Below are 17,833 nucleotides of genomic sequence, written 5' to 3' on the forward strand. Positions count from 1 at the left end.
ATGAAGCTGGCAAACAACTATTGGATTAAGTCGGGCCTGATTAATCTTCTTCAGAATTTCTCAGGCGTATTTTTTGGCTTCGCCAGCTTCTGGGTATTGGTGAGAGTGCTTAGTCCTGAGCATTATGGAGCATGGACCTTGTTTCTGTCAACGGTCACCATTATGGAGATGATCCGCAATGGTCTCATTCAGAATGCGCTGATCAAGTTTATGGCTGCTGCCAGCTCTGAAGAGCAAAAGCAGATACTGACAGCTTCTTTCAGCATCACCGGCATCGTCACTTTTATTTGTATCGCCGCCTGTGTTGGTTGTGCCCGCTGGTTAAGTCATATCTGGAAAACACCGGAACTGGAAACGATGTTTTACCTGTATAGCTTTTCCTTTCTTGCATCGGCGGTACTTACCCAGTTTAACTGTATAGAACAGGCGCATCTCCAGTTTAAAGGCGTATTTGTAACAAACGTATTACGGCAGCTGATCTTCTTCAGCTATATATTGGTATGTATCGTTTTTAAGATCCCCGCCCGGCTTATCTGGCTGGTGTATATGCAAATGATCTCCATAGTTGTTGTAACCATCATTTCCTGGTTCTACGTGAAGCCCTATCTGCATTTCTCAAAAACATTCTCTAAAGAGTGGGGAAAAAAGCTGCTGAACTATGGTAAATATGCATTCGGAACATCGGTAAGCTCTATCCTTTCAGGTACGCTCGATCAAATGATGCTGGGCGCCATGCTGTCACCCGCAGCATCAGGCGCATTCAATATTGCAGTGCGGTTGATCAACCTTATTGATATTCCAACAAATGCTATGGCAACCATTGTATTTCCACAAAGCTCACGCAGGAATGATGCAGATGGCGCCCATGCCGTGAAATATCTTTATGAACGCTCGGTAGGCGCTATTATAGCAATACTGGTACCAGGGATCATATTCGTATTCTTATTCTCCGACCTTGTAATACATATTATTGCAGGATCACGCTACGAAAAATCAATACCATTGCTGCGGGTGGCATTGCTTTATGCCATCTTCATCCCCTACGGAAGACAAGCCGGAACAATACTGGATTCGATAGGCAAAACAAAGATCACCTTTATCATGGTAGTGATCACTGCCTCGCTGAATATAGGCCTCAACTATCTGTTCATTAATTCCCTGGGTGTCATGGGAGCAGCATGGGCCACGCTCTGCTCCAACATTGTAGGTTTTATAATGGCGCAATACGTTTTGCATAAAGCGCTGCAAACAAGTATTATCAATCCATGGCTTTATGCATGGCAGTTTTATGTTCAGTTTTTCAACACTTATATTACAAGAAAGATCAAGAAATGACAGGAGTAAGTTTTAAAGGCCGCCTGGGCAACCAGTTGTTCCAGTTTTATTTTCTTCGTTACCTGAAAGACAATAACAGGAAGGGCTTTTATTTCTTTCCCAATCCGCATCATGCCAAACATCTGCCCAGGTATTTCAATCTGGGCTGGTATTATAACCTCACGCTGGGTTCCAGGTTGTATTCGGTTGCCATGCGTGTACTGCCTAAGCTCATCACCTTCAAAGATCTGTGGTTTTATAACTTTTCTGGCCCCAGGCCGGTAAAGGCAGAAAACCGTACTATTATCAATGGGTATTTTCAGTCCGACTGGTATATCAAACACCTGGCAAAACCTTTTCCCATTAGTATCAAAAAGAAATATGTGAGGGAGTTCAACCAACAGTTTGGTTCTATCTTTCAGCAGGAAAAGACCATAGCCGTACACATCAGGCTTACCGACTATAAAAACTTCTACAGCCGCGATCTTTCCTTGCCAATAGAATACTTCCAGCGGCAACTAGGCAGCATTCCTGAGCTCGATACTTATAAAGTCTTTTTCGTAAGCGACGATATTGAATATGTGAAAAGCATATTTCACACCAGGCCAAACTATATCTTCTCTTCGAATAACGAGATAACCGATTTCCAGATCATTCACAATGCAGACATCGCCATTATTTCTAACAGTTCCTTTGCGTGGTGGGCCGCTTATCTCAGTCCCAAAAAGCAGCAGGTAATAGCTCCTAAATACTGGTTAGGCTTTCATTCCAAAGTGGAATTTCCCAAGGGTATTATGACCAGCAAATTCACCTGGGCCAACGTACTCTAATTTAAAATCTGCCGTCTGCCAACATCTGCCGCGTGAAATCCTCTGCACCTTTCCGCGTAATATGTATTTCGTTGTAAAAGAACTTCGGATCGTGGCCGTATAAATCGCCGTAGTTATAGTAATCAACGCCTTTCGCCTTCATCATACTTGTGAAGGCCGCAATGTTCTTCTTATAGGCGCTGTCGATAATGATATCTGCTACAGGAGCTGTAAACAATATGAGCTTTATTTTATGCTCATCGCATAAGGAGATGATCTGGTTAAGAAATTTATATTTCCCATTCAGATCAAAAGTGAGATCACGCAGTTTTTCCGGCCCTTTATAATTCACCTCGGGATAGAAATAGTCTCCGTACTGATCAAAATCTGTTGGTAACAGATGAAACTGGTCGATCAATACCTCATGTGCTCCCCAGAGTGTATTATACTTGGCATAACGGTAAAAAGGGATATAACGGAAGGCATACCATTCGGGACCAAACTGTTTGAAGTGGTTAAATATTGCAGAATCTTTCAGGTAAGGCAGAAATTTGGGGATAGCAAAATCAAAGATATCCTCGGTATTGGAAGAGAAAGGATCAATTTGCAGGAACAGCTTATCGATAGTGTTGCCATTCTTCAGAAACAGCTTCAGCATAATATACTGGTCAGGAATAGAACTGCCATCGACAGAGATATTGATGCCTTTTATTTTTCTGGCGCTATCGATCATTGGTACATCAATAGTAGTAAAGGCACGGGAACTGCCGTGCATAGCATAGTTGAAGTGCTGATCTTTAACCGTAGCCAGCCATTGAATTTTGGTATAATACCCCTTTTTGAACACGTAAGTAAAAGCCAGGTCTAATACCCAGAAAAGACTGAAAGTGATTGCCAGTAAAACAAACAGCTTTATAAAGAATCTTTTCATACGTTTAAAATTGAAAGTAGATGAAACTACCTTGAGAAATGAATACACCAAACAAAGCGATCAGCAGGAATAAAACCAGGTAACAGCCAAACCGCATGATAACAGATCCATGAAACAGACGTTGTGCCCAGGCGGCCTCCCACCCTTTCTCAAATAAGAGTAGCAATATTATCAGCGGGAAACCCACTGCAAAGTTGTAGATATTAGCCCCATTCAGTTGTTTTATTTCATTCCACAACGGAATGCTCCAGTCGAACATATTACGGATCACCAGGAATGAATCATGGACAGTATTAGATCTGAAGAAGATCCAGGCAAAACACACCAGCACAAACGTGAGCAGATTGCTTATCAGGCCAGGCAGCTTAACCGGAATAAACTTATACTTTGAATTCAGTGCTTCCAGGGCTATCAATACGCCATGTATAGCACCCCAGATCACAAAGTTCCAGCTGGCGCCATGCCATATACCTGATACAAGAAAGGTTATAAAGAGATTGAAGATCCACTTACCGGTGCCCGCCCTGTTACCGCCCAATGGGATATAAAGATAATCTCTGAACCAGGTAGAAAGCGATATATGCCATTTACTCCAGAACTCTTTTATGGAGTGAGAGAAGTAGGGTTTATTAAAGTTCTTTACCAGGTCAACTCCCATTGTTTTTGCCACACCTATGGCAATATCGGAGTAACCGGAGAAGTCGCAATAGATCTGGAAAGCGAAGAATAAGGTGGCTATTATCAAGGAAGCGCCATGATACGCACCGGGATCGTTATAAACAATATTGACAAAAATAGCCAGCCTGTCGGCAACGACTATCTTTTTGAACATGCCCCATAAGATAAGCCGGCCTCCTTTTACAAAGTTGTCGGCCTCAAGTGGTTCCAGGTTACGCAGCTGTGGCAGTAAGATCTGTGGCCTGTTAATAGGGCCTGCTACCAGTTGTGGGAAATAAGATACAAATAACGCAAACCTGCCGAAATGCCTTTCGGCTTTTATATGCCCCCTGTAAACTTCTACCGTGTAACTGATACTCTGAAAGGTATAAAAAGAAATACCTACGGGCAGTATTATTTTGGCGCTATTGATAACAAGAGGAGAATGAAGGAAGGCTGCCGATGCATTAAAGCTCTCTATAAAGAAATTGTAATACTTAAAATAAAAAAGTAACCCAAGATTGGTTATAATACTGATACATAACAACAGCTTTTTTTTCTTTTGTTCGGGTGTATGCTCGAGTTTACGAGCTACAAAGAAATCGATGGTAGCCGGGAAGAATAACAGGAATATGTACTGCCAGCGCCAGCACATGTAAAAGAAAAGGCTGGCTATCAACAGCAGCACCCAGGTATACTTTCTCGGAAGAAAGTAATACAAGGTTAAAACAACCGTGAAAAAGATCAGGAAGTTAAGAGAGTTAAACAGCATTGTTTGTTATTTAAAAATCCTCTCCAGCCACTTGTCTGCAGAGTAATCTATTTTCTCAAATGTTTCATCATTGGTAACCCAGTCAGGCAATTCAAAACGGGCAGTATCAAACAGCACGATCTGCCTGGCATTAAAGCCCGGTTCCTGCGCCACTGCGCCATTATTGGAAATAACACGTTTACCTGCTCCCAGCGCATCAACCACGCGCATGGTTAAACCTGTTTGTGTGGTGCCGGCAAAGTCAACAATAGCGCCGGACCTGCTGAAGAGGTCGGCATATGCCTGCCGGTTGAGCCTGTGAAATGCAATATCCTTCCTGTTAATGGTTACGCCTTTCAGTCGTTCGGTGATATATCTCTTGTAGCTGATGTAAATATGTGTTTTTAAGCGGTATCCCTTTTGCCGGCAGTAAGCCACCAATTGCTGCATGAATTCATATTTCTCGCGTGTATAACTGGTACAGAAAAGGAAATCGTATTCTTTTTTACGCCCGGGCATATGTGCATATTCATCGGTATGAAACGTGGGCACATAAGGAATATTCAACAATGCAGCATCGGCATAGTCGAAGGTGAAGACCTTGTCAAATGCTGGTATAAGATGCCTGTAATCGCTTTCCCAGGCGTGAATAGAGTCCCATTGGTATAACAGTGTAACAATACCGGGATTCCTTTTCCTTACTTCCTCGACAAACGCGGTTTCCATCTTGTACCCACGTATCACAAACAGGTAATGATACTTTTTACCTGCTGTTTTGGTGAGAATACTATTGTAGTGACGGCGCTGCCAGCTATCCATCTTCGATTTGAAGAAGCTATCCACCAGCGCATGTTTTATAGTAACATCCCTTTCATAGAAAAAGTCAACACTGGCGCCATAGGCCTGTAGTTTTTCCCTGAGCACGTCGCTGTAATGATAAAACTGCGGTGCAATAAAGAGAATGGATTGGCCTTCCAATTTATTTCTGAGTTCCGTATTGATGGTATTACTGCCCATGTGCTGTGTGGTTTTCTTATGATGCTATACCAATGAGCGGTATACATCGAGTGTTTGTTTAACAGATTCCCGGAGCGGAAAATCCTGCAGCCTTACCAGTCCACGGTTCACCAGTTCTTTTCGCATATCGCTATCAGTAACTGCATTATCAAGAACAGCGATCAGGTCATCAAGATCATAGGGGCTGAAATACACTGCCGCATCCGTCGCTATTTCCCGGAAACATGGCGTATCACTTAACACCATAGGACAGGAAGCTTTAAATGCTTCCAGGATAGGCAGTCCAAACCCTTCATGCAAAGAAGGATAAACAAATATCAGTGCCTGCTGATACAGGTAGCTCAGCTCTTCATCGGTCACGTTCACGTGGCTTACCTTATCCTCCAGGCTAAGCCTTTGCAGGCACTCCTTTTCAGCAATGCCCAAACCGCCGCCGCCTGTAAGCACTACCCTTAAGCGGGGATGCTTATGTGACAGTTCCTTAAAAGCATTGATGAAAAGATAAAAATTCTTATACCCGCTCCGGTCTCCTACAAACAGGATATACTGTTCGGGCAATCCCGGAACCGGTTTGGTGATCAATGGTGTTTCGAGGTCTATGCCATGATACACCACTGTTATTTTATCCGGATCTACCTGCAGGTATTTCAGCAGGTCGTTCTTTGTTGTTTGTGAAATAGCGATGATCTTATCCGCACGTTCAACATTCAGTCGTTTTTCATGCGTTAACGTATCATGCGCCCAGAAGTATTCAGGCAGCCTTTCATAAGTCATGTCATGAATAGTAACAACCGTAGGTTTGGATGTTTTGCCTATAAAATAAGGTTCGTAATAAGTGGGATGAAATACGTCGAAGTTACCTTTCTTCAGCAATTGTTTACAATACATCCTGTTCAGGTTGTATGCTTTTTCCATTTCCTTGCCGCGGCCAATGATGGCTCTGCCCAGTGAATTATTGAGCAGCTGCGGCTCCGATTGAATGTAATGGTTTTTGCAATAGAGTACGCCCAGCTTATAAGAAAAATCAGGCACCTGCTTCATACCCTGAAGTATATTGGCAAAGTACCGGCTGATACCTCCGTATTTCTGGGTACTGAATTTCTGATGGTCTATAAGTACTTTGGTCATGGGTATGCTATTACTTTCTCAGTTCAGAATGCTGTAAATGCAAAGAAATGATATCACTGATTTCGTTCACCCGCTTTTCCCAGGTATTATTACCTGCTACGGCAATTCTTGCTGCTTTTCTCTCTGCGGTATCGTTAGTTAATGCATCGTCGAGTGCAGCACTGAAGGCAGCCGCGTTTTCACAGAATGGAACAGTTCCGTCTGTGAAGTCCTTCAGATCGGGGTTAAAATCGGTGATAACCACGGGTTTGCCGGAGCCAAGATACTCGAACAATTTCAAAGGAAAAATGGTTCGGCTTACTGCATCCTTTTTAAATGGGATAATAGCAACATCGAACCCCTTTACAATCGAGGGCATAGCATGGTAAGGCATACGTCCACGCATATATAAATTGGGCTGATTGTAAAACCAATCGGGTACTACCTCTGGCGAAGGAGGGCCTACAAAAACAAAACTCTTACCCGGATTGGATGTAATCACCTGCTTTAACAGGTCGAAATCCATCCGCCGCTCTATGGTGCCAAAATAACCTATAACAGGCTTTGATAAACCAACTACACTTTCATGCACCGGCAGGGCATCGTCAAGCACTTTACTGCTATGCGCGATATCTGCGGCATTGGGTACAAAATAAGTGTGTTTGTTCTGCAGTCGTTTTTCTTCATATAACTGCCTCGCCGTACAAATCACCAGGTCGCTTTTCTTTACCAGCTGCGCTTCGGACACCACACCATGCTTTTTATCATAGCCGATGATCAGCGGGTCTACACATTGGTACACCTGCAGGGCTGGTGAAAGGCTATCCGCCAGGTCGGGATAATGAAAATTGAAGGAGTTGATATAAATATAATCCTTAAGTCCCTGCTTTTTGATCAGTTTTTTAATGCGATACAGCAGTATGCGTTCGTTCCATTTCAGCAGTGTGCGATATAATTTTCCTTCAGGAACAAAATTAATGGAAGCCAGCGGCAGTGAAATCAGGACCTTTAATCCCGGTATCTCTGTTGAGATAAGTCCATCGGATGACAACCTGAAATGAGGTTTCCGGCGTTCAAACTCCCCTTTGTGTGGTCTTTTAATATAGTCTTTCCAGGTAAAGGGATAATCGATATAAAAAACAGTGTTCTTCCTGGCCAGATGTTTGGCAAGTGTAAAACTGGTAGATTCAAAGGGGCCATCGAATTTGGCTGTTCCCAGTAATAGGATCGTTTTGTTTTCCAAAGACATCTGTCACTGTTTTAGCTATTTCCGGCAGACACTGGCTTTAAGACTGCGTTCTGCTCCTGCTTGTCAATTCGTTTGGAAGCAACAATCAATGCAATAGCTACATAGAACAGTATATTCGTAGGGAATTGTATGATTGCCTCCTGCGGGTAATTGCCAATATTAAGAATAAATACAGCAATAAGCATCCCCAGGCAATATGCTCTTAATTCGCGGTTCCTGATTGAAAAGAAATTAATGATACCGGTTATAAGCGCAGCCAGTACCATGCTACAATATATAAGCAGTCCCAGCCATCCTGTTTCCACTGCAAGCCTTACATAACCACTATCGGGGGGGAACCCAGCCAGGTAGGAATTGGGAGCAAAGCGCGCTCCTGAAGCGCCGGCTGCGCCAAGGCCGCCACCAAACGGATGCGATAATATAAAAGGTTTGATCCTTTGCTGGTTATTGGTCCGCACATTAAAAGACGCATCTTCAGTAGGTCTGAATGCTGTTTGAAAACGGTATAGGGTGGGGTTTGTAGTTGGTATTCTTATCATAACGATAAGTACTACCACTGCCATGATCGCAAAAGGGATCAGTTTTGTTTTAAAATTCAACAGGAAAAAGAATCCAAGTGCAGCAGGCACCAGTACATAAGCGCCCCTGGTACCGGAAAATAACATAACCCTCAGATATAATAATGCAATAAGGCCCAGCAGCACCTTCAGCCATTTGGTTTTAACAGCCGGGATCAGTGACACGCATATTATACTGCTTACAACCATATTATAGGAGAAAGCCACCGGGTCGCCAAAGATGCTGAACTTACGCCAGTGTCCATCGATATACAACAGTATTGTGTTCAGCGGATCTGAAATAGAGTTGATTTCAAACTGGGCAAAGCCTGCATATTCCTGTTTCATTGCATACAAAGCAGCGAAGACAGACAACGAAAGCCAGGTAACGACAATAAGGCGTATGAGCTTAACGCTGTTGATGAAATAAACAAATGCGAAGTACATGAGCATGGCCATTGCCATGGTTCTGAAGCTATATAACCAGGCAAGTTGCGATGCTGCATCGGGGTTCGCCACCAGCAAAAGACAAAAAACAAACCAGCCAAGTACGAGAAAACTGACAGGCTGCAGCATAAAAGACCAATCGGGTCTGAAACGCTGATGCCAGAAGAGTGTAACCAATATGAGCGCCTCGAAGCTGTCCATTATCGTTCCAAGGGGGAAGTCGACCAGGCTCATTCTTATCACCCACATGATAAAATAGGCTGCCACCATAAGCGATACCAATGCAAAGGGTGGATAAGCCATGATACCATATAAAATGGGTAAGGCAACCAGCAATACTGCAAGCAGGCCTGCGGTTTTTATTCCTCCCTTCCACACCAGGTAGGCCGTCACAACTGACCATAGCAAAGCCAGCACAAACAGAAAGCGGTTGTCACCAGCAAAAGTCAGTAACTTAGGCTGCCGTCGTTTTCTTCCGGTGAGGCTTATATTCAGTTTATCGAGCTCCATTAAAAGAATAAGAGTTTAAAAAAAAATACAAATACACTTACAGCAGCAACCACTATAGCCACTACCCTCAGGATTGGCATCAGTATTTTAACGTCATTTGTTTTTTTCTTTACCAGCGGTTCTCTTCGCATTCGCCTAGTGTTTTTGGTCGGATAATACGTTATCGATATCGGCAGTATGAAAATGTTTCGTTGCAACCGACCGCTTATTGGCCTTACCAGACTTCAACAGTGATATTACCTGGTAGAACATAAATCTCGGAATGTTTACCAGCGACCTGTAAATACGTTTGTCGGTTTCGGGCTGTACAATTGCCATGGCAAAGCCTCCCACAAAAAGCAGTAATGCCGCCACCCAGGTGAAAAAGGCTTCCATTTGCCAGAACACGAGGTTGGATAGCATCATCAGCACCGATAACCCAAGAAATATAAACAAAGGCGGGCGCAATAAAATAACGCCAAAATAAAACTGGTTGCGACTACCGTTAACAATACCCAATGACAACAGGCGGAAGCCAAACCGGAAATACCTGAACCAGGTATTGATCCATCTGGCACGCTGATTTACCAACTGGCCGGAATCGGTTGTTTTTTCATCGTAGACAATGGCTTTTTCTGCAAAAGCTATCCGGAGGTCTTTTTGAACGATAGCCATCTGCAATACCTTATCAAAACCTGCTCCTGTTACGTCGAGGTGTTCCAGGCAATCGCGGTATAACTGTGTTTCAAATGCCATTCCCGACCCGGCCAGCGTTGCGGAAGAACCGGTTGCAAACAGCAGTTTGCCATCGTAATAATGGTAATATAAATCTCTTGCCGCATCGAGACAGGCTAATGTTGTATCCAGGTTTTTAGCCGCTCTTACTCCCTGCACTGCTTTATAGCCTTTATCGAAGAACCGGTTGAGCTGATTCAGGTAATCGGGATGTACAAGGTTATCGCTATCTACGATCGTAAGCCGTTCATGTGGACGTACAAAATTGCGGATAGCATAAAAATGAGAGCGGGTATTACTTGCCAGCGTTTCGGGTGGACGTAACACAACTACCCTGCTGTCGTTAAAATGAAGCCCCGATACATCACATTTATCAGCAACAATATAAACCATGTAGTTACTATATTGAAGCTTTTGTATAGACTGTACTACAGCCGGAAGCGTATTTATTTGTTCGTAAGCGGTAACAATAATAGCATAATCGGCTTCGGGGCCTGAGGCATCCGCAGTCCTGAGATCTTTTTTACCCCGCAGGAGATAAATGAAATACAGCAATACGGGAATAACCAGCTGATAACCTATCAACACCTGAATAACGGTCCATATAGTATTCCAGATCACCTGCATTATCTCATTCCTTTATCAGGCTTTGTTCAACACCCATCCAATCAACTGTTGTTGTTGTTTCAGGTACTGCACCTGGTGTAGATCGGTTTCGGCCAATACATTGCCGGTTTCAAATACAGCCAGCGTTTTTTCTGCAAACCTGATCCATTCTTTTGCTTTATCCATATCTTCCAGTGAAGCTGTATCTATGATTATAATATCAAAAGCAGCCGCCAGCTCCCGGATCTTATGTGAAAGATCGCCGAGGGAAGTAAGCTCCATTAAGGAACTATCACCGCCCCTGTTTCCAAGTATGGTTACGCCTTTCTCGGCTGTGAGCACACCGGCTTTACCTGTAAACACATCTTCAATAAAGGAAGCAGGTTTTGCATTACCGGTAATGGAAGGATGTCCGAAGTGACCATCGATCAACAGCACTTTCTTATTCGTCATGGCCCAGGCATAAGCCAGGTTAACTGCCACGAAGGTTTTACCTTCCGACTCCTCCAGGCTGGTTATGGCCAGTATATTCTTGCCTGCAAGTTCATTTTCTATTTCAAAGCGAAGCGCTCTCAGCTGTTTCTTCAGCAGTTTGCCGTTATTGTCATTGTCTGTCCAGATAGCTCGCAAATCGATGCCCGCTCCGCGTACCTGGTTGATTTTACCGAGTACGGGCGCTTCCGACTTATTCGCCAGCTCCTGGTCGTCACGTACAGAATGATCGAGCAGGAACAGGATAAAGATGATGAGCACGCAGAAAAACAAGCTGATAATACCTGATAAAATAATCAGCAGCATTTTCTTGGAAGGAAGAATGGTTCCGGGCAAGGCAGTTTCTACCTGCCTGATCTTGGAAGAAGATTCTTTTTCCATGTTAAACTCGTTCCACCTGTTCAGGATGTCGAGATATTCTCTCGAGGCTACATCAAGATCGGTCTCATAGCTTTGAATGTTAGCTTCGTGCGGAACGAGCATGTACAGTTTATTGTTTAACCTATCGAGTTCCCTTGCAACGGAAACCACGCTGTTCTGCGCCATTTCGAGGTCGACTTCCAGCTGCAGTTTTTGCGCAACCAGTTGTGTTTTCGCAGTCAGCGGGTTAAAAATGTATTTGTCTGTTCCCGCCAGTATTTGCTTTTCGATAGCCCGTTTTACAGAATCGATACGAGCCTGCAGCGCATTATCGAAATCATTCCTGATATATTCGTCCTGTAACTTGCGAAGCGCTGCTTTAGAGTCGAGGATATCTTCATTGATACGGGTCATGGTACCTTCCAGGTATTTTCTGTCCCGGGGTTCAAACTTGTTATTGATAGACTGCAGGCTTGCTGTTAATCCCAGTATATCTTTTTCAACCACCTGCCTGCGGGACTCGTAGTCGGCAATTTGTCCGTATAAAGCTTTCGCCTGCTCATCCAGCTTTAGAATATGATTCTGGATCTTGTAATTTTTGAGCACATCCATTTTTGCCTTCCATGCGTTCAGCTTTTCAGCTAACAGTTTAGACAACCAATCGCTGGTACGTGCACGGTTATTCTTTACAATATCCTGGTAGTTATCGATAAATTCGGTAGCCAGCGTATTGGCAACAAATGCCGAATACTCGGGGTTTTCCGATTCAAATGAAAGGTCGATGAAGTCACTGTTTGCAACACGGTCGGCACGCAGCTTACCACGCAGGGAACCATCGTCGTAATTCATAGACTTGAGCACATCCCACAATTTGGTTCTTCCGGGATCGCTTGGAACAAGACTTTCATGGGCCTGGTGTAAAGCGGTATATTCCGTTACCATCTGCTGCCGCTGCGCTTTCGAATACTGAGCCAGCAGTTTGCTGTCTGGGCGGAAGGGTCTTTTACTGGTAAGGTCATGAATGATGATGAGGTAAGAAACCTGGTCGAGGGTTTGTTTTTGAAGAATCAACTGGGTAAGGTTACCAAACTCCTGGCCTATAGCGCTTTCCTGCATGATATCAAGTCCGGGAACCTGTTGGGAAGCGTCGGTAATACCCGTAGAGATCCTGGATTTTGAAACGTACTGATTGGGCAAATTGCGCACCAGGAAAAACGTAATGATAATTGTAATAACCGGTATTATGATCAACAGGAACTTCCTGCGATATAATGCTTTTAAAAAGTTGAGAACTTCCATTATTTAACTTCTTCAAGGGGTTTTCCTAATAATTCTTCCAGTGAGCTTTTTGCTATCAGGAATGCGGATTCTGCGGTCATCTTTGAGTTATTCTGATCGGTAAGCGCTGTCATATTTCTATTCAGCTCGTCGAGCGTAGCTTCTCCTTTTTCATATTTATACCTCGTTTCCTGCATCGTTTGCTCAAGGTCGGTGACGGTATAAGTTCTTAATCTAATGGCCGCCAGTTGCTGCACATAGAGAAAATAGCGTTGTTTCACCTGCGCTTCGAGGCTGAGCATATATTCAGCCTGGTTTTCCAATGCCATATAATATTCCTCCCTGGCACGCCTTACATTGGGACCTTTTTGAAGAATACTTCCGAGATTAAGCGAAATCCCGATCTGGTAACCATTGAACAGGCTGGGGTTAACGAGTGTAGTACTATTGTTGGGACTATACAGGTAAGAAAAGCTTAAGATATCGAACCAGGCCAGTCTTGTTGCGTCGAGACTTGCTTTAACAGCCAGCGTCTGGTGCTGCATCTGTTTAACACGGGGGTAATTGGCTTTTGCTGTTTGTATCAATTTTTGAAGCAACGCATAATCTACGTCCTTCAGCATTGATTCCTGGGCCCGCGTAAGGGTACAGGCAGCGCAAAAAATGGCTAACAGGTAAATGTGCTTTAAAAGCTTACACATATGAATAAATTATTTAAATAGGGCCTTCCTCTTTCACCACTGCACACTTGCAAAAATGCAGCTTTTAACTAAACATTACGCTTAAACATCAATTATATCCGGTTTTTAGAATTAATAACATTTTAATTGCCGGTTTCAAATACGGTAGCTACCTATAAATAGTTGTATTTTTTTAGGAACCTGTGCAGCATTTCCGGGCATGTGCCTGTCTGATTCAAGTATTCAGGGAGCCGTTTTCCTGACCGGCCAAAACTTACTGGCTTCATAAATCAAGCACTGGAGGGTGTATCAGATCTGATACACCCTTCTTTTTGGAAATAGATGGCAGATTTAATAATTAATTTCCTGATCGCGCAAACATAATATAGCCGGGTATGGTAAGTTTGCATTGCTTATTTTATGAAGACCAGCCGGAGGAACAGGCCATGTGTACTGCCTGTTTTCCGCCTGGCACAATATTTTCTCCGTTTTTAATGTCCTTCCCAAGCATTATTCCTGGAAAAATACCGGGACTATTGCCCGTAATTGCCTTTTTTTGCATATAAATCAAAGTGCGAATATGTTTTTCGACATCGCCATCACTTTAGTGCTGGTTCTTCTGAATGGATTTTTTGTTGCTGCCGAATTTGCCATCGTTAAAGTAAGAGCCTCTCAGCTGGAGGTACAGGCTAAAACCGGAAATAAAGTAGCCGTACTGGCAAGGCATATTGTATCGCATCTTGATGGCTACCTGGCTGCTACGCAACTGGGGATTACCCTAGCCAGCCTTGGGCTGGGCTGGACAGGCGAGCCGGTAGTGGCCAAGATCATTATCAAGATCATGTCCGGACTGGGACTGGCTATAAGGCCGGAGCTGGCGCATGATATAGCGCTGCCGATAGCCTTCGCCGTTATTACTATTCTTCATATTGTTTTTGGAGAACTGGCACCTAAATCGCTCGCTATTCAGCGTTCGGAACGCACTACCCTGGTGGTTGCCTACCCGCTTCAATTCTTTTATACTATTTTCAGACCTTTTATATGGATGCTTAACAGTATTGCCAACCTGCTTTTAAAAGCTACCGGCATTCAGGCTTCACACGGCTCGGAAGTGCATAGCAGCGAAGAGTTGAAGTATATTGTTACCCAAGGGAAAGAAAGCGGTATGATCAAAGAAGGGGACTTTGACATTATCATCAATGCATTCGATTTCTCGAACCGTATGGTTAAACAGGTTCAGATACCACGCAACCAGATAACGGCCATAGACCTGTACAATTTTAATGAAGAAGCGCTGGAAAAGGTTATTGAAGACGGGTATTCGCGTATGCCGGTGTACTATAAAACCTTCGCTGATATAAAAGGGATCGTTTATCTGAAAGACCTGCTGTTGCGGATGCGGAAAAATGAGCCTTTGAACCTGGAGCAAATCATGCGACCTGCGATCTTCATTCCTGAGAACATGCATATAGGTAAGCTGCTGAAAGAGTTTCAGCAGAAACATCACCAAATGGCAATTGTTGTGAATGAATATGGCGACATTACCGGAATTGTTACCATGGAGGACCTGCTGGAAGAGCTGGTAGGTGAAATCCAGGACGAATACGATAACGAGATACCAGTTGTGCAGCAACTTAACGATACTACATTTAAGGTTCAGGCCTCGGCTTCGCTGGATGATATCAACGAACTGCTTCCCCGCCCTATTAGTAAAGAAGGGCAGATTGTTACGCTGGCAGGAATCCTGGTTTTCCATTTCCGCCGTATTCCATCGCTGCATGAAAAGGTCATCGTCGACAATTACGAGATCTCTATCGTACAAATGAAGCTTAATTCCATTGTTACTGTAATAGTGAAAGATCTTAGGCCCGATAAAACTTCCGGCGACAAATAAACCAATACCGGCCGCGACTGGCGTATCATATGAAGCAGGCACTTGAACAGCACATATCAAAATTTATACAGTTACCCGAAGAAGTGCAGGAGGAAGTGCTAAGCCGTTTTGAACCTGTTACTGTTCGCAAAAAGCAGCTGTTGGTTGAAGCTGGTAAAAGATGCACTCATTTTTATTTTGTGAGCAAGGGTTGCCTGCGTTTATATCTTCAGGAAGAGAGCGCTGAGCACACCATACAATTTGCTATTGAAAACTGGTGGATGACGGATATAGATGCATTCTCCGCCGGGCGAAATGCCAGTTTCTTTGTACAGGCTGTAGAAACGTCTGAATTGCTGAGCATCAGTAAAACCGGGTTTGATGCACTGTTAGCAGAATTTCCGAGTATGGAGAAATATTTCCGGATGATCTACCAACGCGCCTATGCCGCTGCGCTGTTTCGCATTCATTATATTTTCCGGCTTTCCAAAGAAGAGCTGTACGATAATTTCGCCTCGCAATACCCTGAATTTTTACAACGCATTCCCCAGAAGATATTGGCTTCTTTTCTGGGCTTTTCGCCTGAATACCTGAGTGAGCTCCGGAGAAAAAAGCTTTCCTGAACATAAAATAGACGACATAGGCAGGCACCCTGAAACTGCAAAAACCTGCATTACAGGCAGCGAACGCTAACAATTGTTAACCATGCTTTAAGGAAGCTTTCTCCATGCTTTAAGGATGCTTTGACCCTCTTCCTGCGAAATACAGCTGTAAATGATAAAAACCGCATAAATACCGCAAAAACAAGCAAAAAGAGCGATCTATTTGCTGCCTTGCCCAAGGCCGTAAAATCTGGTGGGAAAATGATGGAAAATAAAAAGCCGTAGCACCGGTTGTGAAGGTTGCTACAGCTTAAAAAGGTCTTTGCTTATTTTTTTATTCTACGCAAATACTCGCCATAACCGCTTTTAGCATATTCATTGGCCAGTGTATTCAATTGAGATTCATCGATGAAGCCCATACGATAGGCGACTTCTTCGATACAGCCGATCTTAGTAGACTGTCTTTTTTCGATGACGCGAACAAATTCGCAGGCATCGGCAAGGGAATCAAAAGTTCCGGTATCGAGCCAGGCCACGCCACGGTTCATAACACCTACCTGTAGTTCTTTCTTTTGGAGGTATACTTTGTTTACATCGGTGATCTCGTACTCGCCACGTGGAGAAGGAGCGATATTTTTCGCAATCTCTACCACCTGGTTATCGTAGAAGTAAAGTCCGGGTACCGCGTAATTAGACTTTGGCTTTTCCGGTTTTTCTTCCAGGGACAAGGCATTAAAGTTGTCGTCGAATTCTACAACGCCGTAACGTTCGGGATCATGCACTTCGTAACCGAAGATGGCTGCGCCATTTACATCATTGAAAGACTGAACCAACTGGCTAAAGCCAGCTCCCCAGAAGATATTATCGCCAAGGATAAGGGCTACTTTATCATTACCAATGAATGATTCACCAATAACAAAAGCCTGCGCCAGTCCGTTTGGTTTTTCCTGTACGGCGTAGCTGAAAGAGCAACCTAATTTTTTACCGTCGCCCAGCAAACGCTGGAACTGGCTGCTGTCTTCAGGAGTGGTAATGATCAAGACTTCTTTGATACCAGCCAACATTAGTACAGACAGCGGATAATAAATCATCGGCTTGTCGTAAATAGGCATGAGTTGCTTACTAATGCCCCTGGTTATGGGATACAGTCTTGTACCTGATCCGCCGGCAAGAATAATTCCTTTCATTATTAGGATGTTTTCTTTGTTCTGTTTTTATAGCTTGTTGCCTTTCGGGGGCATCGGCTATAAGTCGTTTATTGGTTATGCTTTATTTAAAGTTCTGCCCTATCCGGTATCACCAATCGTTCTCTCACAGGCCAGGACTATTACTGACCCTTGAAAAATTCAGACAATGTAGGCAATTGCAGATCCTTATCGGATAAAGAAAACTGCTCTTGCGGTAACTGCCAGTTGATGCCAATTTCGGGATCGTTATAAATGATGCCACCTTCTGCCTGTTTGTTATAATAGTTATCACATTTATAAAAGAAGGTAGCAGTATCACTCAATACCACGAATCCGTGCGCAAAGCCGCGTGGGATAAAAAGTTGCAAATGGTTTTCACCGGTTAATTCTACTGCTACATGCTCTCCAAATGTAGGTGAGCCCTTCCTGATATCTACGGCAATATCCAATACAGCACCGGTGATAGCCCGAACCAGTTTTGCCTGTGCTGCATCCCCGGTTTGGAAATGCAAGCCTCTTAAAACACCTTTTGAGGAATAAGACTGGTTGTCCTGCACAAATTCGACAGACTGCCCCGTAAGGTCCTCAAACTTTTTTTTATTAAAGCTCTCGAAAAAATAGCCCCTGCTGTCGGGGAATACTGTATCGTGTATGATATAACAGCCTTCTAATTTAGTTGCCTCTACTTTCAT

At 43.7% G+C, this 17,833-nt stretch carries 15 protein-coding genes; 4 read left to right on the plus strand and 11 right to left on the minus strand.

Features of this window, described 5'->3' with window-relative positions:
- Together ESB13_RS18655 and ESB13_RS18660 are read left to right on the plus strand one after the other, a co-directional pair.
- Positions 1-1,335 (plus strand): flippase, encoded by a 1,335-nt coding sequence (locus ESB13_RS18655; RefSeq protein WP_129005207.1) that lies wholly within the window; start codon positions 1-3, stop codon positions 1,333-1,335.
- Positions 1,332-2,144, plus strand: a complete 813-nt coding sequence (locus ESB13_RS18660; protein ID WP_129005208.1) for an alpha-1,2-fucosyltransferase — start codon at positions 1,332-1,334, stop codon at positions 2,142-2,144. Before ESB13_RS18655 ends, ESB13_RS18660 begins: the two co-directional genes overlap by 4 nt.
- Position 2,145: 1 nt before the next feature.
- Here ESB13_RS18660 and ESB13_RS18665 read toward each other — a convergent pair whose 3' ends face one another.
- The 9 genes from ESB13_RS18665 to ESB13_RS18705 all read right to left on the minus strand — a co-directional run bounded on the left by ESB13_RS18665 (position 2,146) and on the right by ESB13_RS18705 (position 13,500).
- Complete coding sequence (locus tag ESB13_RS18665) at positions 2,146-3,054, minus strand: hypothetical protein (RefSeq protein WP_129005209.1); 909 nt, start codon at positions 3,052-3,054, stop codon at positions 2,146-2,148.
- A gap of 4 nt (positions 3,055-3,058) precedes the next feature.
- A complete protein-coding gene (locus tag ESB13_RS18670; protein WP_129005210.1) occupies positions 3,059-4,483 on the minus strand; it encodes an MBOAT family O-acyltransferase in 1,425 nt (474 codons plus the stop codon).
- Positions 4,484-4,489: 6 nt separating this feature from the next.
- Complete coding sequence (locus ESB13_RS18675; RefSeq protein ID WP_129005211.1) at positions 4,490-5,479, minus strand: CgeB family protein; 990 nt, start codon at positions 5,477-5,479, stop codon at positions 4,490-4,492.
- A gap of 24 nt (positions 5,480-5,503) precedes the next feature.
- Entirely contained in the window at positions 5,504-6,607 is a 1,104-nt protein-coding gene (locus ESB13_RS18680) for a glycosyltransferase family 4 protein (protein WP_129005212.1), read from the minus strand.
- Positions 6,608-6,617: 10 nt separating this feature from the next.
- Positions 6,618-7,835 carry a glycosyltransferase family protein gene (locus ESB13_RS18685; RefSeq protein ID WP_129005213.1) on the minus strand — a complete coding sequence of 406 codons (1,218 nt, stop codon included), beginning with the start codon at positions 7,833-7,835 and terminating at the stop codon, positions 6,618-6,620.
- Positions 7,836-7,846: 11 nt separating this feature from the next.
- Positions 7,847-9,349 (minus strand): O-antigen ligase family protein, encoded by a 1,503-nt coding sequence (locus ESB13_RS18690; RefSeq protein WP_129005214.1) that lies wholly within the window; start codon positions 9,347-9,349, stop codon positions 7,847-7,849.
- Between the two features lie 135 nt (positions 9,350-9,484).
- A complete protein-coding gene (locus ESB13_RS18695; RefSeq protein ID WP_129005215.1) occupies positions 9,485-10,690 on the minus strand; it encodes a glycosyltransferase in 1,206 nt (401 codons plus the stop codon).
- 15 nt (positions 10,691-10,705) lie between these two features.
- Positions 10,706-12,820 (minus strand): exopolysaccharide transport family protein, encoded by a 2,115-nt coding sequence (locus ESB13_RS18700; protein WP_129005216.1) that lies wholly within the window; start codon positions 12,818-12,820, stop codon positions 10,706-10,708.
- Positions 12,820-13,500 carry a TolC family protein gene (locus ESB13_RS18705; protein ID WP_129005217.1) on the minus strand — a complete coding sequence of 227 codons (681 nt, stop codon included), beginning with the start codon at positions 13,498-13,500 and terminating at the stop codon, positions 12,820-12,822. Before ESB13_RS18705 ends, ESB13_RS18700 begins: the two co-directional genes overlap by 1 nt.
- A gap of 559 nt (positions 13,501-14,059) precedes the next feature.
- Between ESB13_RS18705 and ESB13_RS18710 the strand changes: the two genes are divergently transcribed.
- Together ESB13_RS18710 and ESB13_RS18715 are read left to right on the plus strand one after the other, a co-directional pair.
- A complete protein-coding gene (locus ESB13_RS18710; protein WP_129005218.1) occupies positions 14,060-15,373 on the plus strand; it encodes a hemolysin family protein in 1,314 nt (437 codons plus the stop codon).
- Between the two features lie 29 nt (positions 15,374-15,402).
- Positions 15,403-15,975, plus strand: coding sequence for a Crp/Fnr family transcriptional regulator (locus ESB13_RS18715; RefSeq protein ID WP_129005219.1), 573 nt, complete (start codon positions 15,403-15,405; stop codon positions 15,973-15,975).
- 305 nt (positions 15,976-16,280) lie between these two features.
- Here ESB13_RS18715 and rfbA read toward each other — a convergent pair whose 3' ends face one another.
- Entirely contained in the window at positions 16,281-17,141 is an 861-nt protein-coding gene (rfbA, locus tag ESB13_RS18720) for a glucose-1-phosphate thymidylyltransferase RfbA (RefSeq protein ID WP_129005220.1), read from the minus strand.
- A gap of 140 nt (positions 17,142-17,281) precedes the next feature.
- Positions 17,282-17,833, minus strand: a complete 552-nt coding sequence (gene rfbC, locus ESB13_RS18725; RefSeq protein WP_129005221.1) for a dTDP-4-dehydrorhamnose 3,5-epimerase — start codon at positions 17,831-17,833, stop codon at positions 17,282-17,284.

Origin of the sequence: Filimonas effusa, assembly GCF_004118675.1 — a bacterium.
Classification (GTDB): domain Bacteria; phylum Bacteroidota; class Bacteroidia; order Chitinophagales; family Chitinophagaceae; genus Filimonas; species Filimonas effusa.